Raw genomic sequence first — 19,944 nt, 5'->3', positions numbered from 1 at the left:
CGCTCTAGCAGCTCTGACGCGCTAGCTCAGGCGGCGCGTCAACATCCGGGCCAGGTCTGGGAACATGCGGTGAACCCTGCGCAGCACGGTCGCATGCATCGGCGTGGGAACGATGAAGCGTGGGTGCCGGATCGCCCGGACCAGATCCCGAGCGACCTGCTCGGGCGCCGCTCCATGCGCGGCCAGCAACTTCTGCAACGACGGCCCGATCACGCCGTTGGTCCGCCCCGCGTCGATTGACGCGGTGGCGATCTCCGTGGAGATGACACCAGGGCACACGACCACGACGTTCAGTCCCTTGTCGCCGTATTCGAGCAGCAGCGACTCGGACATGCCCACGACGGCGAACTTGGACGCGGAGTAGGCTGCCAGGGTGTTGGCCATGACCCCGGCGAGCGAGGCCACGTTCACGATCGTCCCGCCTCCATGCTCAATCATGGTGGGAAGGAACATGCGAATCCCTCGGACGACGGCGTGGAAGTTCGTGTCGAAGGTCCACGCCCAGTCGTCGTCGGTGGTCTCCAGGAATGCCTTGGTCGCGCCGACCCCCGCGTTGTTGATCAATACGTCGACCCGGCCATGGTCGGCGTGAACTCGACTGGCCATGCGCGCGAACGCTTCGGTGTCGCGGACATCAAAGGCGTGCGCGGTCGCGGTGCCACCTCGCGCGTTCGCTTCGCTGCAGACCTCTGCGAGCCGCTGCTCACGCCGCGCGACCAGATGCAGCACGGCGCCCTCAGCTGCCAGCGCGAGGGCAGTCGCGCGACCAATGCCAGAGCTCGCTCCGGTGAGTACGATGACTTTCTGGTTTAGATTGCGCACACCAACACCGAACCCCGACTCGATGAGCGTGACCCGTGAGGCACATGGTCACGGGGCCCACGGGAATCCACCTTAGCCTGCAGGTTGGTATATAGCTACCAAATTCCCAGACCGCGGTGACAATGTTGCGAGGCGCGTGGTGTTCACACTCGCGGATCCAATGTTGGGTCACCCGTCGCGGCGGCCCGAAGGCTTGGTCGCCGGGGTGCCCCCCGATACTCGAGATCCTCACGCGGGACCTCGCGCAAGATCTCTGGCTGTTGCTCGGCACCCTCGACGGCGTTGGGCAAGAAACAGGGCAGCAGCGCCATCGCAAACAACGGCTCGACCCGACCGGGGGGTATACCGAGATCGAGCGCGGCCGCGCTGAAGGCACTGGCGATATTTGGCTCGACGCCGCGCGTGCGGCTGAGCTCGGCGATCTGCGCCCACATCGCCCAATGTGGCATCGTGTGGCGTCCACGCGCGACCAGGCAACGCGTGAGCGCGATGACTCGCTCGTCAGCCTTTCGCGCCGGGACCCCGAAGCCCGGCAGCCGCTGGCCCGAGCTCACGCTCGCCTGGATCTCGTCACGCGCCGCGCTGGGCTCGAGCTCGACGAGCCGGTGCAGCCACGCCGACATGGGGCCGGCCGGCCCGGAGCCTGTCACCTTGCCCTCGAGGGCGAGCAGACCGGCCGCGAGGCCGGTCATCGTCGAGCCGCCGTGCGCCCCGGCCACGCGAGACAGCTTCAGCGGCCAGATGTGTGGGTCAGCGAGCAAGCTGCTCACGAACATCTCGTCGAGCACCGCGCCCTGCTCGGCGTCTAGCCGCACGCCCATGCACAGCGCCAGCACCTGACCGATCGAGGTGTGCCCCAGCAGCTCGGCATACACGGCGTAGCCCTGAAAGCGATGGTCACCCCAACCGGTCTTCGCTACCCGCGTGGGAAGTCGACTCATGGTACCTCGGCGCAATCACCAATGTCGTCGGTGTCGGTTGGGGTGGAGTCCGCAATGACGTCCTCAGTGTCGTCCTCAATGTAGTCATAGTGTGGGAGCCGCAGCGGGTAGCTGCGAATGTCCAGACCCTGCTCGGCCAGCGACTCGGCCAGCGAGCCGATCATCCGTGCCCACGACCAGGCGGCGACCAGCTGCGCCGGCCTTCGCAAGCCCAGCTGGTGAAACACGATCAGCGCGGCCGAGGCCTCGTCGCGCGCGACATCCAGCGCGGGGAGATCGAGCCCGCTCGCGTCGAGCACACGCCGCCGCCAGCTTGGGTCGCGCTGCGCCCAGCCGCTGAAGCTGCCGGGCGTGCGGTCGAGCTGGCCATCGTGCTGATCGAGCCACGTGATCAACGCCTCGTGGGTCGTGAGCACGTGCTCAGCCTCGCGCGCGGCGACCAGCCCTGCGGTTGCGATGATCCCGGAGGTCGGGGCGCCCGACACCCGGGCGAGGACCGCCGAGTGCGTGGGCGCGGTGCCGACGTGGCTCGCCGAGATCAGCGTGAGCGCGACGCCAAACGCCCGGCCGTGGATCTTCGAGGGCTCGGTGCCGGTCAGCCCGAGCAGCAGCACCTCGTGCGGCGCGTAGTGGACCGCGAGATCGTCGAGCACACCGACCCCGTGGATCGCTCCCCCGTCGCGCCAGTCGACCACGTGGCCGGCGAGCGTGTCGGGGGCCGGGAGCAGCTGGGCGGGGCCGTCCTCGAACGGCTTGTTGGCGGCGGGCCGCTCAGTCATGCCCGCTGCTGAGGATGTCGACCCGCGGGTTCGAGGTGCTGATGTTCGGATCGATCGGCACGTCGATCAGCAGCGGCTTGCCCTGGTACTGCTCGATGATCCCGCGCAGATCCGCGAGGTCGTTCAGGCGCTCCGCGTTGAGCCCGAGCGAGCGGCCGTAGGACGAGAAGTCGATGTCCGGGTTCTGGAAGTTGGGCGAGCGACCGTAGAGGCTGCGGAAGCCCTGGTCGACCATGCCGAGGTGCCGATCGTTGAACACGATGACGATCAGCGGGATCCCGTAGCGCGCACAGGTGGCCAGCTCGTTGCCGCACATCATCATGCTGCCGTCGCCGCACACGCACACGACCTGGCTGAGGTGACCGTACGCCAGCTGCATGCCGATCGCGGTGCCGATGCCCGAGCCCATGCCGCCGAGCCCGAGCGAGACCCAAAACGCGTCGGGCCGCTCGACCGCGAGGTTCTGCGCGGTGAACAACATGTGGTTGCCGATGTCGCAGCAGTAGGCCGCGTCGGGGCCGATGACCTCTTTGAGCGCGGGCGCGATGATGCGGGGATCGTGGGGCGCCTTGCTGTCGAAGGTTGCGGGCGGCTCGGGTCGCGGCCGGAACATCCGCGCCCCGCGATCGCGCTGCAAGATCAGCTGCGGCGTCGGGGTGGGAAGTAATTCTTGAATCAGCTGGAGCGTGCGACCGAGGTCTGCACACATTGCGAGGTCCGGCGCGTAGGACCGACCCATGCGATGCGGGTCGTGGTCGAGCTGGATCATCTGGCCGTACTCGGGCCGCAGCACCTCGGCGTAGCCCGCGGTCGTGGTGTCGTCGAACCGACAGCCGATCGTGAGCAGCAAGTCGACCGGCTCGGACATGTACGCGTGGGCGTTGCCGCGATTGCCGACACCGAACACACCGAGTGACAGCGGGTGGCTCTCGGGGAACACGCCCTTGCCCTCGATATCCGTGAACACCGGGATCCGCAGGGTCTCGGCGATCTCGAGCACCAGCTGGCCGACCCCGGCCCGCTTGGCGCCGATGCCCAGCATGATCGCCGGACGGGTCGCGCTGTCGGCCGTACCGCCGAGCATGTTGGCGATCTGACGACACGTGGCGAGGTCTGGCTCGAGCCCGCGGCTGATCAGCGCGGGCATGCGCGAGGGCAGCACCGAGGAGTGCGTGAGGTTGACGGGCAGGCTGACGAACGCGGCGCCGTGCGGTTGCTGACTGATCACCGAGAGCCCCTGATCGACGACCGTCGGGGCCCGCTCGGGCCGCAGCGCGAGCTCGGCGAACTTGGTGAGCGGCCGGACCATTGTCATCAGATCGAGGCCCGACGCGCTGCCATCTTGCAGCGGTGAGCGCCCGAAATTTCCCATGTCCGACTCACCCGAGAGCACCATCACTGGGAGCTCATCGCGACCCGCGGATGCGAGACCAGTGAGTGCATTGAGAGCACCTGGGCCCGATGTCACCGCGACGACCCCGGGGCTGCCAGTCGCCCGCGCGTATCCGGCCGCTGCGTACACGGCCATGGTCTCGTGCTGGCAAGTCACCATTTCGATGCCAGCACCGTACAGGGCGTCGAATACCGGAGAAATGGTGCCTCCCGGGATTCCGAACACACGGTCAATCCGGTGACGAAGCAGGACCTCGGCGATCTGGTCGGCAACTCGGGTCTCCCGTTGTGCGGGTACCGCTCGCGGCACGAATTTGTGGGAGGAATTGATACTCATCGGATCTCTCCGTCCTTACGCGACCAGGCGACTGTACGGCCACAGGTTGCCGCTACGCGCCGGATATCGGGATGCTATCGCTTTCTGTTGGGAATGACCAGCAACTGTTCGCGTGGGGCAAATCGCCACACCTGCATTGACCACATTTTATGGTGTAGGACCTTCGGCGCTGGTGTGTGTTCAGAGTCGCACTTCGCGACCGCGCAGATCGAAATCGAGCGTGGCGACGCGTCACTCACAACATCCGGATCGCGGGCAGCAACCAAGCCCCAGCGGCGACGAGCAGCACCAGACCCAGGAGGTTGAGGCGCGCGCCGAAGCTGACCATGCTCGGCAGTCGCACGAGCCCGGTGCCATACGCGATCGCGTTGGGTGGCGTCGCAACGGGGAGCATGAACGCGAAGCTCGCGGCGAACGTGGCCGTGAGCACCAACGGGACCGGATCTCCGCCAGCCTGAGCACCGAGCGGGATGATGATCGGCAGCAGCATGCTGACCGTCGCCGTGTTGCTGACCAGCTCGGTGAGGGTGATGACGACCGCCGTGATCACCAGCAGCACCAGGAACGGAGCGGCGTTCTGACCGAGCCCCGCGTCGACCGCGGTCCCGATCGAGCCCGCGAGCCCCGTGTCGGTCGCCAAGCCGCCGAGCGCCAGCCCACCCCCCAACAAGAACACGGTTCCCCAGTCGATCTTGGTCGCGCTCGCCCAGGTCATCAGCGCGGGTGCGTCGCCTCGTGCGCGCGGGTCCGACGGGACCACAAACAACAAACTGGCCGCGATCATGGCGACAACACCTTCGGGCAAGGCCCGCTGGGCCCAGGCCGTCGCCAGCGCGGCTTCGCCGAGCGCGAGCCTGAGCAACGAAGGCGTCAACCACCCGATCAGCGCAACACCAAATACACAGACCGCCCGCCGCTCGGCTCGGCTCATCGGGCCCAGCGCGGCCAGCTCGCGCGCGACCGAGTCGGTCAGGCCCTCCACGTAGTCGAGCGCGGGCGGCCATCGGCGCCGCGCGAGGATCAGCATGACGATCAGCGACGCGACGCTGACCGGCACGGCGAAGCTCATCCACTGCAGAAAATCGATGCGCACGCCGGCGAAGTGCTCGAGCTCGGCGACCGCGATCATGTTGGGGGCCGTGCCGATTGGGGTGCACAGACCCCCAATCGAGGCGGCGCTGGCCAGCGAGATCAACATGCCCTCTTCGAACCGGCGCTGCTTGGCGAGGACCTCGGGGTCCGCGGGGCACAGCTTGCGAATGCTCGTGCACAAGCCGACCGCGATCGGGATCATCATGGCCGTGGTCGCCGTGTTGTTGATCCACATCGAGAACCCGAACGCGGTGACTGCGACGACGACCATCGATCGTGCAGGCGATCCCCGCACGAATTTCCGCGTCAGCAGCCACAGCGCCGCACGTCGGTCGAAGCCGTGCACGGACAGCGCCTCGGCCAGGATGAAGCCGCCGATGAACATGAAGATCAGCGGATGCGCGAACGGGGCGAAGACCTGCTGCGCCGGAGCCACGTCCATCATCACCGCGAGCGCGGGCGCGAGCAGGGCTGAGACCGCGAGCGGGATCGCCTCGGAGATCCACAGCACGACGGTCATGCCGGCGATCGCGAGCACGCGCTGGGCGGCCGGGCTCGAGCCGGGCATCGGGACCGACAGCAGGACGATCAGCGCCAGCGGCGCGAGCACCAACCCCACCCTCGCGCGGGTGCGATCGAAGCGAGCCTCGGCGTCGCTGGTCCGGATCGCTGGGGCTCGCGCGTCGGCTCCCTCGGTCACGCGAGCACGATAACGATCTTCGCCGTCGCGCAGCGATTAAACCCATCGCGCCAGCTCCCGCGCCGCTCGACGGGGCTGCGCGGGGACCGAGCGCGGACTGGGGAGGTTTGCGACGCCCTCTAGTGGGTCGATCCGGGACGCTTGGTCAGGCGTCCGCGAGCTCGCGCTCGAAAAAAAATTTGCGCGAGCCGACCGAATTGTGAGCCGCGCGAGGGTCCGCAGGTCACGCCAAGTCTCCAGGACAAAAACGCTCAATTTTCGCAGGCATACTGGGGCCGGTGAGCACCGCGAGCGGCCTGTGACAGATCTGCGAGCGCGGCCGATGAACGCAGACCAACCAGATCTCGATCGACCGTGGCGCCTGCCAGCCCTGCTCGCGCTGCTGGTGTTCGTGTGGCTCGCCAACAGCTCGGGCCTGCTGAGCAGCAACGACGGATCACACCTGGCCCTGGCCCGCGCGCTGGTGCTCCGCGGACACACGCAGATCGATCCCGATCGCGCGCTGACGCTGGAGGTCGATCTCGCCCAACGCGGCGGTCACACCTACTCCGACCGTCCTCCCGGCACGGCCTTCGCGGCCCTGGCTGGGGTCTTCATCGGCGACCAGCTCGACCCCGCGATGTTCGAGCGAGCGATGCGACAGGCCCAGGCCAACCGTCCGGTCGAGCCGCTGCCCGCCGCCGGCCCCTACATCGCGACCTACGCGAAGCGGAGCGCGGGAGCTCGGGTCGCCGGCCCGCAGCTCGCCAAGCTGATCGGGACCTCGCTGGCGATCTCGATCCACGCGGCGCTGGTGGGGGTGGTCGGGCTGCTGTTCGTCGCGGCCATGCTGCGCCGGTTTGACGAGTCGCTCGCGGGGCTCGGCCCGCGACTGTTCGCGCTGTCGTGCCTGGGCCTGGGCTCGGCGTGGGGCCCCTACTCGAGCGCGCTCTACTCTCACGTCAGCGCCGCGACGGCGGTCGCGGGGTTCTTGCTGGGCGTCGTGGTGCTCGCCGCGGACCACGACCGACCCGCGGCCGGGGCCGCGCGACGCCGTGCGGTGATCGGCGCGCTGACCGGGTTCGCGGGCGCGTGGGCGATCTCGTGTGACTACCTGCTGCTGCTGGCGATCGTCCCCGCGAGCTTGCTGGCGATCAACTTCCGCGCGTGGCCAGCGGTGTTGCTTGGCACCGCCCCGGTCGTGGTCGCGACCCTCGCGTACCACCACGCGGCGTTCGGCGGCGTGCTCGAGGTTGGCTACGACCACCAGCAAAACTTCGAGTTCGCGCGCGAGCGCGGCTCGACCTTCTCGGGTAATTTCTTCGACGGGATCTGGACGCTGTGGGGCCTCGGCCGCGGCGCGGGGCTGCTCGCCCAGTCACCGATCGCGCTGGCGGGGCTGCTCGCGGTGCCGCTGATCGCCTGGCGCGAGCGCGGCTCGAGCGACCCGACGGCGCGGACCCGGGTCGCGGTCATCCGCGCGCTCGCAGGCTTCTCGCCGTGGATCGTGATGCTGGCCCTGCACCGCACGCCGTTTGGTGGCAACACCGAAGACCACCGCTACTTGATCCCGCTGCTCCCGTTCGCCGCGCTCGGGCTCGGGCTCGCCTGGGCCCGCGCGACCCCGCTGGTCCGCGGGGCCCTTGCCGCGCTGGCGCTGGCCTCGACGCTGTTGGTCTGGCGGCACTTCCTGGCCTGGCACGAGGCCCCAGCCTTTGATCGGCCCGCGCTCGGAGCCGCCGCCGCCGCGCTGGTCCTGGCGATCGCCGCGGGACAGGCCGCGCTGCGCCGGAAACTACGAGCCGGTTGAGCTTCGTGGTAGCCCCTGCGAGGGGTGCGAGCCCCCGCGGAGGGCGTGAACGACGAGCTCACAGGTTCAGGACAGGCACCCGCGCCCGCGCCCACCGGCTTGCGTCGCGCGCACGCGTGGGTGTCGACGACCTACTTCGCCGAGGGCTACCCCTACTCGATCGTCAACAACCTGGCCGACATCCTGTTCAAGGAGCTCGGCGCGTCGCTGCAGGTGGTGGGGCTGACCTCGCTGTTTCACTTGCCGTGGAACCTCAAATTCTTGTGGGGTCCGTTCGTCGACGACTACGAGACCAAGCGTCGCTGGCTGCTGGCGAGCGAGGTCGCGATCACGATCGTGATCGTGCTGCTCGGGCTGCTCGCCGCAGCCGGCTCGGCGTCGCTGCCCGCGCTCGCGGCCGGGTTCTTGCTGCTGGCCGTGCTGTCGGCCACCCACGACATTGCGATCGACGGCTACTACCTCGAGCTGCTGTCCGAGCGGGATCAGTCGACCTTCGTCGGCTACCGCGCGGCCGCCTACAAGGTGGCCGGGCTGCTGGTCAAGGGGCCGCTGATCGCCCTGTGTGCGCTGCTCGGATGGACGGCGGGGCTGCTCGGGGCTGCGCTGGTGATGGCGCTGCTGCTGGGGATCCACACCTGGTTGTTGCCCGATCGCGAGACCCGGCGGCGGCCGTGGACGACCCTGGCCAAGCTCGCGAGCTGGCGGACGCTGCCGTTCTTGCTCGCGGCGACGCTCCTGTACGGGCTCGAGCGCTCGTGGGCGGTGGGCACCCAGCTGCTGGCTGCCTGGCGGAGCCTCGCGCCCGCGTGGCTGACCAAGATCAGCGTCGGCGGGTGGATCGGGATCGCCCTGCTCGCGAGCTTGTTGGCCTTGCTCGCCGCGCTCCCGGCCCTGCGTCGGCGCATGAGGACCGCGGGCGAGGCGGGCGAGGCGGGGCTGTCGAGCTACGCCAGCACCTTCGTCAGCTTCCTCGAGCAACCCAAGATCGGCTTGATGCTGGCCTTCGTGCTGCTGTTTCGAACCGGCGAGTCGTTCCTGCTCAAGATGAGCTGGCCGTTCTTCGACGACGTCGTCGGGCTCGAGCTCGAGTCCTACGCGGCCATGCAGGGCGGGGCCGGGACCATCGCGATGCTGCTGGGGACGATCATCGGCGGTCGCCTGATCGCCCGCGACGGACTCCGCCGGTGGATCTGGCCGTTCGTGCTCGCGCAAAATTTGCTCAACCTGCTGTACATGGGCCTGGCGATGAGCACCGACCCGGGCGCCACCTCCGATACGATCGTGACCGCGGTGCTGGCCGCCGAGAATTTCGGCTCCGGGCTGGGGACCGCGGCGTTCATGGTCTACCTGATGCGGACCTGCGACCCTCGCCACAAGGCTGGCCACTTTGCGATCGTCAGCGCGCTGATGAGCGTGAGCTTCACGGTCGCCGGGGTGCTCAGCGGGTTTTTGGCCGACGCGCTCGGGTTTGCGACCTACTTCGGGTTCACGTTCCTGGCCACGATCCCGATGATGGTGTTGATCCCGTTCGTGCCGCACCTCGACAGGCGCGAGTCGGCCGACGCCGAGTGATTCAGAAGCGTGGCGCGAGTTCGCGCGGGCGCGTAATGGATCGCGCCAAGGCCCGCTCGTCTGGGCTACGCTGCCGGCCATGAGCGCAGAGCTGCACAGGCTAATCGATGCGACCGGAGGGGGGTGCTGCGTGATCCGTGCGGACGGCACGATCGACGCGGCGTCGCCTGGGTTCTTGGCCCTGGCTGGCGCGCCCCCGCGTGTCGCGGGGCAGCTGCCGTCCGCGTTGATCGAGGAGCTCCCGGCCCTCGATCAGCTGCGCGCGGCCGTCGACGCGCAGACGCCCGTGTTTCGCCACGTCGGCGCCGATGGAGTCGGCCACGAGCTCGCCGCTGCCTACGTGCCCGACGTCGGCGGTGCAGCTGGCGGCGTGCTGGTCCTCGTCGACCGCAGCAGCGAGGCCCGGCTGCGTCGCGGGCAGGTTCGTCTCAACCGCGAGATCGACGACCTCGAAGCCCAGCTGGCCCAGCGCCAACGCCAGCCCCAGCGCTCGAGGATCCGCTCGATGCCCGAGCTCAACGGCCGGCTCGAAGAAGCCCTGATGCGAGGCCGCCGCTACAAGCACGACGTGTCGTGCATCTCGGTCCAGATCGAGATGCCAGCGGGATCCGAGGCGCACGACGACGAGCTGGTTCAGACGGTCGGTGAGACCTTGATCGGCTGTGTCCGCGGCGTCGACGATCTCGGCTGCGCGGACCTGCGGCACTGGATCTTCGTGCTCCCCCACACCCCGCTCGCGGGCGGCGAGATCGTGGCGACCCGAGTGCGGACCCGGCTCGCGGGCATCGAGCTGAACCGCGTCGGCCTCGGCGTGGCCCAAGTTGGCGGCGAGGAGCCCGGCAGCGCCGCGATCGACCGCGCCGACCAGGCCAGCGCTCAGGCGCTCGAGTCCGGCGGGGGCGTGTTGCTCGCCGTCGCGCTGATCTGAGCTCGATGGGCCGCTCACGCGCGAGCTTCGAGACCTGGCCCGCGCTCGACAGGGGTCGGGATCTCGACCGGCTGTGCCCAGAGCCGCCAGATCCTGTAGTATCCCCCGGCCGCTCGGATCCGACCCGATCGGGGGACCACGATCTTGCTCGCGCCACTGCTCAGCCTCTCGCTCATGCTCGCTCCGCCGGAGACGCCGGTCGAGCCAAGCTCGAGAGACCAGCCGAGTGACAGCGAGTTCGGTGAGCTCGAGGTCGACCCCAACGCCGAGCCTGATCCCAACGACGGATCGTCGGGTGGATTCGGGGCCCTCGCGCCGCTCCCAACCCACACCGAGGCGCCGCCGCCCGAAGACGAGTCCGGGCCGCCGCCCGTCGTCGTCGCGCCCCGGCCAAAGCCAGAGGTCGGCTTCATCGTCCCCGAAGATTTCGGGCCGTTCTACGAGCCCGAGCCGGTCAGCGAGGTCCGATTCCCCGGCGACGCCCACCGGCCCGATCGCGACCGCCCGTTTGCGTCGGTCGCAGGCGGCACGTTTTGCTTCGTCGAAGACAGCGCCTGCGGGGCCTCGCTGATCGCCGACGCCGACGTCGGCGTCGGCCTCAACGTCATCACCAGCGCGCGCGGCTTCGACGTGCCCTACACCCAGTTCCGGGTCCGCGGCGGGTTCACGTTCCGCCCGGTCGTGCTGGCCAAGAAGCGCTGGCACAAGTGGGGCGTCGGCGCGGTCGGCAGCTGGTCGCTGGCGTCCGGCTCGATCACCGCGACCAACCGCGATCCCGAAGATCCAAACGTCGGCGTGGCCGAGACCGACGCGATCCGAACCTACCGCGTGGGGCTGATCAACCAGCTGTGGCTCTCGCAAAAACGCAACGCGCTGCACGTGGACTTCACGCTCGGCGCCGCCAACAGCTCGGTGCTCGACTTCACGGGGCGCTACTGGGGCACGCAGGCCGAGCTCGGCCTCGGCTTTGGCGGTTGGGGTGGCGTGTACCTGGCGGGCGACTTCTTCGACGGTGACACCCGCGTGTTCATGGGCATGCGTGGTCACGCGATCGCGACCGGGCCCATGATCGCCCTGATCGTGCTGGGCCTCGTGGCTGGGGGGGTGGCGCTGTGATCGGCTGGCTGCTGCCGCTGTGGCTCAGCCTCGCGCCGCCTGCCGACGCGACGCCTGCCGACGCGACGCCCTCCGACGCCGCGCCTGCCGACGCCCCCGAGCCGCTCGATCAACCAGAGCCGCCGACGTCAGTCGAGCCGGCCGCCGAGCCGGCCGCCGAGCCCCCCGACGAGCCCCCCGACGAGCCGGCCGTCTCGGCGACGGTGACCCCGGTGGAGGGTCCGAGCGGCCCGCCCTACTACACCGAGGCCGACATCGATCGGCTGCGTGAGCGCTACGGCGTCCCGCCGGATCCACGCGTCGAGCCCCGCAAGCCCAAGTGGCGCTGCCTGATCCCCGATCCCAGCTGTGGATTCGGCGTCGAGCTGGTCGCGACCACGGCCTACGCCTACCGAGCGCGGCAGGGCAACATCTCGGTCAACGGCGCCTTCTTCGACTGGAACTCGGCCCGCGTCGCCTACGATCTGTGGCTCAACTTCCCGGCCCACGTGCAGACGCTCGGCAGCTACAAATTCACGCGCCTGAGCCTGGGTCCCAAGGTCGCGATCGTCGCCAGCGACAACCAGGATCTGTGGGGCAACATGGGCGTCGCGCTGCGCTACTGGTTTGGGACCGGCAAGTGGTCGCCCGCGCTCGAGTTCAGCTCGGCGCTCAGCTTCAAGCTCGTTGGCGAAGACAACGACATCACCAGCACCCGGCGCTCGCCGGTCGGCATCACGGCTGACATCGGCCTCAACATTGGTGGCTGGGGGGCGATCATCGTGGGCGGTCAGTACGACTCGCCGCTCGCCCGCGAGGAGATCCCCGAGAAATTTCGCGTGTCTGCGGGCGGGCAGGTGTTCGTCGGCTTCCGCGGCAATATCTTGTGGGGTGTACCCGCGGCCGCGGCGGTCGGGACCCACATTGCGATCCAGCGCGCGCTGCCGAATCAGCCCTGATCAGATCAGATTTGATCAGACCTGATCAGACCTGATCAGACTACTCGGACTGATCCGAGCTCGACTCGTCACCCATGGCGCTCTTGACCAGATAGACCAGCGCGCCGACGACCATCGCGATCAACAGCCACTTGATCCACGAGGACATCAGGCGCAGCCCGACGATCGCGCCAATGATGACCAGGATCACCAGTCCGGCGCGCTTGCTCAGCCACGCCAGTGGACCCCCGCTCGGTGCCGCCTCGTCGTCCTTGTCTGCCACCGCGAAAGCCTGCCCGATGCCCCTGCCGCGGTCACCCGCGAACGCGCTTTCGCAGCCCGCAATTCACGCGCCCCCGATCTCGCGATCACGAGATCCACGCGGTTTTGCGCGGTTTCGCGCGTCCGCGGTAACGGGCGTGTAAAACTCGCAAATTGTCTGTGCAAGTTTGCACCAACAACTGAAAACAAACCGGCCACAGGAGCGTCAACGGGCCTCGATGAGTCTGCGCAAGCCCCTGGTCTCGGTGTCGCTCCTCTCCCTCGCCGCGCTCGCGTTTGGCTTTGGCCTGGGCCACCCCGACGAGGCCCAGGGTCGCCGGATGCCGATGCAGAACGTCGAATTCGACGACATGATGTTCGAGGAGCCGTTCATGGACCACGGAGGGTTCGGGTTCAGCGTTGCGCAGTTCCGCCTCGATGACATGCCGCTCGGCGGGACCACGGCACCCACGGTCACGCCGCACGCGGGCAGCCACGGGGGCACCTTGGCCCTCGACGCGCACGGTGTCCTGGCCCTCGACCGTGACAGCGGCAAGCTGGTTCGGACCACTCGCGCGGGTGAGCAGCTCGCGAGCCTCGAGTTTGGCGTTGGCGCGGGCGAGCTGGTCTCGGATCCCAAGCACGAGCTGGTCTACGTGGCGGATCGGCAGGCCAACAAGGTCGTGCGAGTGCGGGCCGGGGCGCGCAGCTTCGAGGTGCTCGACAGCGCGGCGGTTCGCGAGCCGCACGGCCTCGCGCTCAGCCCCGACGGCGCGACGATCTACATCACGTCGGTCGCCAATCACGAGCTCGTCGCGCTCGACACCCAGACCATGCACCCGCGCTGGCGCGTCGCGCTGGCGGCCGAGCCCCGCGGGGTCGCGGTCGCAGCCGATGGCAAGCACGCGATCGTCGGGTTCTTGACCACGGGCGCGGTCGCGAGCGTCGATCTCGGGACCAGCCCCAGCGTCGACTACGTGACCCTGGATCCGGCCCACCGGGTCGGCACCGATCCGTTCTCGGGTGAGTTCATGAACGCCGACGCAGGCTTCGAGGCGCCGCGCTTCATGGGTGGTGATCCCTCGCTCGCGGATCTGAAGGACGTGGGGCTTCGCTTCGCTCGCAACACCTACGCGGTCGGCTACATCGGCAACGACCTGGCGATCGCGCCCCACCAGCTCAGCACCCCGCACCTGCCGTCCAATGGGTTTGAAGACACCGGATCCTACGGCGGCGGCGGCGGGTTCACGGCCCCGATCACCCACCGCATGGCGATGATCGACGCCGAGAACAGCTTCGCCCCCAGCCTCGCGTTCGCCGAGATCGGCGTGCACCAGCCCCGCGCGCTCGCCTATGACGCTGGCTCCGACACCCTGTTCCTGGCCGGCTACGGCAACGATCAGATCATGGCGGTCGCCGAGGTCTCGCAGTCGTCGATCCACATGAGCTGGATCACCGTCGCCCAGAGCGCGAATGGGGCGTGTGGGCCCGACGGGCTTGCGGTCGACGGCGCGGAGCTGTTCGTTCACTGCGAGCTCGATCGCTCGCTGGTCCGCGTGGATCTGTCGACGGTCGAGAGCGTGGGCGTGCCCTCGTCGATGCCGCTCGGGGACTCGCTCGGGCCCAGCTCACGCTCGGCGGCGGCCCAGCGTGGCGCCGAGCTGTTCCGCCGCGGCCAGGATCACCGGATCTCCACCGGTGGGGTCATGGCCTGCGCCAGCTGCCACGCCGAGGGTCGCACCGACGGGCTGTCGTGGCGGATCGAGGGGCACAACCTGCAGACGCCGCTGCTCGCCGGCCGGGTCGCGGGCTCACATCCGTTCAAGTGGGACGGCAAAGACTCGGACCTGCCGACCAGCCTCAGCAACACCGTCGGGCGGCTCGGCGGCTCGGGGCTCGGGCCCCGCGAGGTCGCGGATCTGCAGGCCTTCCTCGAGAGCCTGCCGCAGCCGGTGCCGCCCGCGGCCGACGACGCCAAGACCATCGCGCGCGGCAAAGAGGTGTTCGAGAGCGCCGAGGCAGCCTGCTCGGCCTGCCACGACGGCCCCAAGTTCGCCGACGGACAGCTGCACGATCTCGCCACCAACATCGGCAGCGTCGACACGCCGTCGCTGATCGGGCTGGCCCACACCGCCCCCTACTATCACGATGGCAGCGCGCGAACCCTGCGGGCGCTGTTGACCGACAAGGGCAGCGTCCACGACATGGGCCAGACCGCCCACCTGAACGAGCGGCAGCTCGGTGATCTGATCGCCTACCTCGAGAGCCTCTGAGCGGGACTCGATCCCCGGCTGGGAACTGGTCCGGGACTTGGGCTGGGATCCGGTCCGGGACCTGGCTTTCTCCGCTGGCTGACGCTCCGGTACGCTGGGGCGCCCGCGAGCGCGCCGCTATCCTCGGAGATCCACGATGACCTCGACGTCTGTCCGCACACGCGCACGCCTGGCTCGCCTGGCTTGCATGGCCCTGACCGCGACCACCCTGCTCGGCGGCTGCAAGCGCGACGGCGCGAGCCGGCATCCCGACGACGCGTCCACACCCGACGGCGCTGATCCAGACGCGAACCTGCCCGAGCCGACCGGCGATCCGATCGTGTTCGCCAGCGTCGGGGTCCCGCACGGCGCCGCGATCACCATGGTCGCCGTCGATCCGCTCGGCGGCGCCGCGATCACGCGTGACGCGACCGGCGGCGTGCGCCTGTGGCCGGCCCTCGATGGCTCGCGCGAGCCCCTGATCGTGCCCATCCAGGATCCACGGTCGATGGCGGTGGCGTCCGACGGCGCGGGTGGGTGGACGCTCGCGCTGCTCGACGCGGCGGGCGGCGGGCGGATCGTCGGCGTCGACAAGGCCGGCAAGATGCAGCCGCTGGCCAGCCTGACGCCGACAGATCCGATCACGGAGATCGTGGTGATGCCGGGTGGCAAGCAGCTCGTCGCGGTCGGCGGAGACCACGTCCTGCGCCTGCTCGACCACCACGGCACCGAGCTCGCGCGCCTCGATCAGCCCTCGCTGCGGCCGGCCGCGCTGCGGATCGCCCCCCACGCCGAGGGCGGTCCGCAGGTCATCGCGCTGACCGCTGGCGAGTTCGACCGCGCCGAGGGCCGGTTCGCCGTCGAGCTGCTCCCGCTGTCGATCACCGACGGTAAGCTCGCGCTCGCGGGCCCCCGCCAGACCATCCACCTCGACTCCCCGCCGACGAGCGACAACCCCAGCGTGTCCCCCGACGGGCGCGCGGCCGTGTTCATCCAGCGCCAGCGGCTCGGCGGCGCGACCTGGACGGTGATCGCGATCCAGCTCGAGGACGGCCGCCAGGTCTCGGTCAACAGCCAGATCCCAAACGGCGTGCAGCCGCGGTTTGGGCTGCTGCCCCGCGGTCGGGTGCTGCTCGACGACGGCACCGGGCTCGGCCGCGTCGTGGATCTGCAAGACCGCAACGTCGAGCTGGTCGCCCTGCGCAGCACCCCGACGATCAATCACCTCGCCGCGACCTTCGTGGCCGGCCTGAGGGTCGCGCCTGCGAGCAACTGGCTGGCGGTCCACCAGCTCGACACCGACGACCTCGCCTACCTCGGCTACGAGCAGATCAGCGTGACCGATGCCGCGCTCTCACCCTCGGCGCTGACCGTGGCGTGGGCGCTGACCGACCGCGTCGCGGTCGAGCAGACCCGCCAGGGCGATCGCGTGGTCGTGGAGATCCCCCGCACCCGCGGGCTCGGTCAGCGCTTCATCGAGTTCCTCGACGAAGAGCGGCTGGTCATGCTCGACTGGGCAGGTGGCGCCCAGGTCGTGCGCTGGCGCGATGGTGAGATCATCAGCGCGGCAGATCTCGGGAACAACATCCAGCTCGCGGAGCTCGGGCGCAACGGCGAGGGCGACGGCGTGATGTTCGTCCGCACCAACCTGTGGCAGAACCCGAGCGTCGTCGAGCTCACCGACGGGCGGTTTGGGGGTCGCTACCTCACCCACGCGAGCGCCAACCTCGCTGGGCTGCTCGCGCCACGCGGTGAGCCGCTCGACAGCTGGGGCGCGTGGACGATCGACGGCAGCGGCAAGCTTCGCAATTTCACCCTGGCCGAGCTGCGGCCCGGCCTCGACACCGAAGCTGCGCTGGCGACCGGCGAGGCCCTGAGCTTCGGAGTACCCGAGCAGTTCAGCGTGGGTGCGGACGAGACCGTCTACTGGGTGCGCACGACCGGCTCCCGACCCACCCTGCACATCGAGCGCGGCGAGACCAGCGAGGAGCTGCAGCTGCCCGCCGGATTCGTGACGATGATGGTCCCCAGCCGCGATGGTCGGCGGATCGCGATCGTCCAGCAGCGCGATCCCGGCCAGGTGATCACGGTCTACGACGCCAGTAGTCTGCAGCCCGCGTGGGCCCAGCCGATCCCCGCGATCAACGGGATGTCGTGGTCCGACGCCAGCGAGGCGCTCGCGATCCCGGCGACGCTCGGCGGCGGCGTGGTGCTCGACGCCAGTGATGGCACCCCGCTGACCGCCCGCTGCGGGCTGGCCTTCGAGGTCCGGCGCACGCCCCCGGTCGTGCAGGGCTTCACCAACCAGCTCAGCGTCTGCGAGTTGTGAGACCCCCAGACGGACCCGAGCGCAGCGAGGGTGGCGACGCGCGCGGAGGCGAAGCCGAGCACGTGTCGAGTCGGGTCCGTCTGGGGGTAAAGTAGCCTAGCCCTTGCCGGTCTTGCGCAGGAAGTCTGCGTAGCCGCCGGGGAAGAAGTCCCAGCTGCCGTCGGGTCGCAGGTCCAGCACGCAGGTTGCGACCTCTTCGAGCAGCGACTGGTCGTGGGCCACGAAGATCAGGGTGCCCTCGTACTTGACCAGCGACTCCTCGAGCGCGCGGATCGACTCGAGGTCGAGGTGGTTGGTCGGCTCGTCGAGCAACAACAGGTTGTCGCGCGTCAAGGTCAGCTTTGACATCAACAGCCGCACGGTCTCGCCGCCCGAGAGCGCGCTGACGGGCTTCTCGGCGTCCTCGCTGGGGAACAGCATGCGCCCGAGCAGCCCGCGAACCTCCTCGACGGAGGCCTTGATGTCCCACTGGTGCAGCCACTCGTAGGCGGTCTTGCCCTCGGCGTTTTGCAGGCCGTCCTCGTGGTCCTGCGGCATGTAGCCGACGGTGACCTCGTGACCCAGGCGGATCTTGCCGCGGTCGGGCTCGTAGAACGAGGCCAGGCACTTGAGCATGGTCGACTTGCCGACGCCGTTGGGGCCGACGACGGCGAGCTTGTCGCCGCGCATCAGCGTGAACGAGACGTCGCTGAACACGACCTGGTCGTCGAAGCTCTTGGACAGGCGCTCGACCTCGAGCACGAGCTTGCCCGAGGGCCGGGCGACCTCGAACCGGATGAACGGCCGCGCGATGTTGGAGCGCTTGAGGTCGGCCATCGACACCTTGATCTTCGAGACCTCGCGCTTGCGCGAGCTGGCCTGCGAAGCCTTCTTGGCGTTGGCGCCGAACCGACGAATGAACTCCTGCAGGTCGCCGATCTTCTTGGCCTTGCTGGCGTTTTGCTTCTCTTCGGCGATCCGGTAGGCGACCTTTTGCTGCATCATCCGGTCGTAGCCGCCGGGGTAGAGGATGATGTTCTCGTAGTCGACGTCGGCGGTGTGGGTGCACACGCGGTTGAGGAAGTGGCGATCGTGCGAGATCACGATCAGCACGCCGGAGTAGCTGAGCAAGAAGCCCTCGAGCCACCGGATCGACTCGATGTCGAGGTGGTTGGTGGGCTCGTCGAGCAGCAGGATGTCGGGATCGCCGAACAGCGCCTGGGCCAGCAACACGCGCAGGCGCAGGCCGCCCTGGACCTGCGCGAGGGTGTTGGTGTGATCTTCCGCGGGGATCCCGAGCCCGGTCAGCAGCTCCTCGGCCCGGTTCTCGGCGTCGTAGCCCTCTTGCTCGGCGATCGTCATCTCGAGCGTGGCCAGCTTCATGCCGTCTTCTTCCGACAGGTTGTCGTAGTCGACGGTCTGAAGCAGCTGCTCCTTCTCGGACAGGGCCTTCCACAGCACGTCGTTGCCCATGATCACCACGTCGCGAACCCTGAAGTCCTCGAACTTGAAGTGGTCCTGGTGCAGCACGCTCATGCGCGCGTTGTGGGGCACGGAGATGTGGCCCTTGTCCGGGTCGACGTCGCCCGAGAGGATCTTCATGAACGTCGACTTGCCGGCGCCGTTGGCCCCGGTCAGGCCGTAACGATTGCCCGGATCGAAGGTCGTGGAGACCTCCTCGAACAGGGTCTTGCCGCCGTAGGCCTTAGTGACTTCGGAAACCGTGAGCATAGTAATTCACTCTGTTGTCGGCGCAGACCAGATCTCTGGCCCGCGTGCGGACGACATTCGTGCGCGGCGGGTCCACGCGGGGGCCTGTTTAGGTCAAGGCGCGACCGGTTTCAAGGCGCCCCCCGCCGCGCGAGGCCCGGCGAGGCCGAACACATGGGCCCCTTCGTTCTGGACCGCTGTGGTGCCGCGCCAGCTCACGGCGGTCCGCGCGGATCTCGATCCCGGCGCAGGCCACGATCCGCCCGGAGATCGGGCCTGCTCGCCATGGAGGTGGTAGGTTGCCGTCATGCGTCTGCGCCGACTCTTCGCTGCTAGCGTGCTCGCCCTCGCTCTGATCCCGCCCGCGTTGTTGCTGGCCCCAGCCGAGGCGACGGCTTGCTCCTGCATTCGCACGCCCGGCGCGCTCGAGGCCGCGCGCGACTCGGACGCGGTGTTCACTGCCAAGCTGCTCGCCGTCGCCGACGGACCCCAGGGGGGCCCACACGCGATGAAGACCAAGGTGTTCACGTTCGAGGTCATCCGCACCTTCAAGGGCCAGCTCGACGCGAAGATCAACATCGACACCGCCGACAACAGCGCGGCGTGTGGCCGCGCGTATGGAGATCCCGGCAGCGAGTGGTTGATCTACGCGCGGATCGACGACCAGGGCCAGGCCCGCGACAACCTGTGCTCGCGGACCACCGCGTTGGCCGACGCGGCCGACGACATCGCCTTGCTCGACGCCAACGCGGACACCCTCGATCAACCCAACGAAGAGACGCCCACCACCGACCCGGGCCCCGCCGATCCCGAGCCCGAGCCGATCCAGCCGGTCGAGCCAGCCACCAACGGCCCCGAGCCAGCCGAGCCCGGCCCAATCCACCCTGGCAAGAAGGGCTGCTCGGTGTCCGACTCACACGGCGGTGGCCTCGCCTCACTGCTCGGCCTGGGCCTGCTGCTCGCGTTCTCCCGCCGCCGGAAGCGGTAGCGGTAGCTCGAGCTGTAGCTGAACGACGCCCACCGAGGTG

At 69.0% G+C, this 19,944-nt stretch carries 15 protein-coding genes; 8 read left to right on the top strand and 7 right to left on the bottom strand.

What is annotated here, in order from left to right; all coding sequences use genetic code 11:
* Nucleotides 1–21 precede the first annotated feature (21 nt).
* From ENSA7_RS11560 to ENSA7_RS11540, 5 genes are all read right to left on the bottom strand, one after another.
* Entirely contained in the window at nt 22–822 is an 801-nt protein-coding gene (locus ENSA7_RS11560) for an SDR family NAD(P)-dependent oxidoreductase (protein ID WP_181233649.1), read from the bottom strand.
* Nucleotides 823–965: 143 nt separating this feature from the next.
* Complete coding sequence (locus ENSA7_RS11555; RefSeq protein ID WP_146157590.1) at nt 966–1,763, bottom strand: citrate/2-methylcitrate synthase; 798 nt, start codon at nt 1,761–1,763, stop codon at nt 966–968.
* Complete coding sequence (locus ENSA7_RS11550; RefSeq protein WP_106089312.1) at nt 1,760–2,542, bottom strand: hypothetical protein; 783 nt, start codon at nt 2,540–2,542, stop codon at nt 1,760–1,762. The genes ENSA7_RS11555 and ENSA7_RS11550 overlap by 4 nt, the downstream gene beginning before the upstream one ends.
* Nucleotides 2,535–4,271 carry a thiamine pyrophosphate-binding protein gene (locus ENSA7_RS11545; RefSeq protein ID WP_106089311.1) on the bottom strand — a complete coding sequence of 579 codons (1,737 nt, stop codon included), beginning with the start codon at nt 4,269–4,271 and terminating at the stop codon, nt 2,535–2,537. Before ENSA7_RS11545 ends, ENSA7_RS11550 begins: the two co-directional genes overlap by 8 nt.
* Before the next feature lie 235 nt (nt 4,272–4,506).
* Nucleotides 4,507–6,063: an SLC13 family permease gene (locus tag ENSA7_RS11540; protein WP_106089310.1), complete on the bottom strand. Its 1,557-nt coding sequence runs from the start codon at nt 6,061–6,063 to the stop codon at nt 4,507–4,509.
* Nucleotides 6,064–6,385: 322 nt separating this feature from the next.
* On the opposite strand from ENSA7_RS11540, the gene ENSA7_RS11535 reads away from it, so the two are divergent.
* The 5 genes from ENSA7_RS11535 (at nt 6,386) to ENSA7_RS11515 (ending at nt 12,406) form a co-directional block, all read left to right on the top strand.
* Complete coding sequence (locus ENSA7_RS11535) at nt 6,386–7,852, top strand: hypothetical protein (protein WP_106089309.1); 1,467 nt, start codon at nt 6,386–6,388, stop codon at nt 7,850–7,852.
* 24 nt (nt 7,853–7,876) lie between these two features.
* Nucleotides 7,877–9,424: an MFS transporter gene (locus ENSA7_RS11530; protein WP_181233648.1), complete on the top strand. Its 1,548-nt coding sequence runs from the start codon at nt 7,877–7,879 to the stop codon at nt 9,422–9,424.
* A gap of 79 nt (nt 9,425–9,503) precedes the next feature.
* A complete protein-coding gene (locus ENSA7_RS11525) occupies nt 9,504–10,352 on the top strand; it encodes a nucleotidyl cyclase domain-containing protein (RefSeq protein WP_146157588.1) in 849 nt (282 codons plus the stop codon).
* Between the two features lie 174 nt (nt 10,353–10,526).
* The gene (locus tag ENSA7_RS11520; protein ID WP_106089306.1) at nt 10,527–11,468 is read left to right on the top strand and encodes a hypothetical protein; all 942 of its coding nucleotides are present in this window, start codon (nt 10,527–10,529) and stop codon (nt 11,466–11,468) included.
* The gene (locus ENSA7_RS11515) at nt 11,465–12,406 is read left to right on the top strand and encodes a hypothetical protein (protein ID WP_106089305.1); all 942 of its coding nucleotides are present in this window, start codon (nt 11,465–11,467) and stop codon (nt 12,404–12,406) included. The genes ENSA7_RS11520 and ENSA7_RS11515 overlap by 4 nt, the downstream gene beginning before the upstream one ends.
* 40 nt (nt 12,407–12,446) lie before the next feature.
* On the opposite strand, the gene ENSA7_RS11510 is transcribed toward ENSA7_RS11515, so the two are convergent.
* The gene (locus tag ENSA7_RS11510; protein WP_106089304.1) at nt 12,447–12,668 is read right to left on the bottom strand and encodes a hypothetical protein; all 222 of its coding nucleotides are present in this window, start codon (nt 12,666–12,668) and stop codon (nt 12,447–12,449) included.
* A gap of 217 nt (nt 12,669–12,885) precedes the next feature.
* On the opposite strand from ENSA7_RS11510, the gene ENSA7_RS11505 reads away from it, so the two are divergent.
* Both ENSA7_RS11505 and ENSA7_RS11500 read left to right on the top strand, forming a co-directional pair.
* On the top strand, nt 12,886–14,919 hold the full coding sequence (locus tag ENSA7_RS11505; protein WP_106089303.1) for a c-type cytochrome: 2,034 nt from the start codon (nt 12,886–12,888) through the stop codon (nt 14,917–14,919).
* A 136-nt stretch (nt 14,920–15,055) separates the two neighbouring features.
* Nucleotides 15,056–17,227, top strand: coding sequence for a hypothetical protein (locus tag ENSA7_RS11500; protein WP_146157587.1), 2,172 nt, complete (start codon nt 15,056–15,058; stop codon nt 17,225–17,227).
* Nucleotides 17,228–17,323: 96 nt separating this feature from the next.
* Here ENSA7_RS11500 and ENSA7_RS11495 read toward each other — a convergent pair whose 3' ends face one another.
* The gene (locus tag ENSA7_RS11495; protein WP_106089301.1) at nt 17,324–18,937 is read right to left on the bottom strand and encodes an ABC-F family ATP-binding cassette domain-containing protein; all 1,614 of its coding nucleotides are present in this window, start codon (nt 18,935–18,937) and stop codon (nt 17,324–17,326) included.
* A gap of 286 nt (nt 18,938–19,223) precedes the next feature.
* On the opposite strand from ENSA7_RS11495, the gene ENSA7_RS11490 reads away from it, so the two are divergent.
* Nucleotides 19,224–19,904, top strand: a complete 681-nt coding sequence (locus tag ENSA7_RS11490; protein WP_146157586.1) for an MYXO-CTERM sorting domain-containing protein — start codon at nt 19,224–19,226, stop codon at nt 19,902–19,904.
* Nucleotides 19,905–19,944: the final 40 nt, after the last annotated feature.

It is taken from the genome of Enhygromyxa salina (assembly GCF_002994635.1).
Taxonomy (GTDB): Bacteria; Myxococcota_A; Polyangia; order Nannocystales; family Nannocystaceae; genus Plesiocystis; species Plesiocystis salina_B.
Note: the sequence above shows the minus strand (reverse complement) of the source record. Positions and strands in the feature narration are given on the sequence as shown.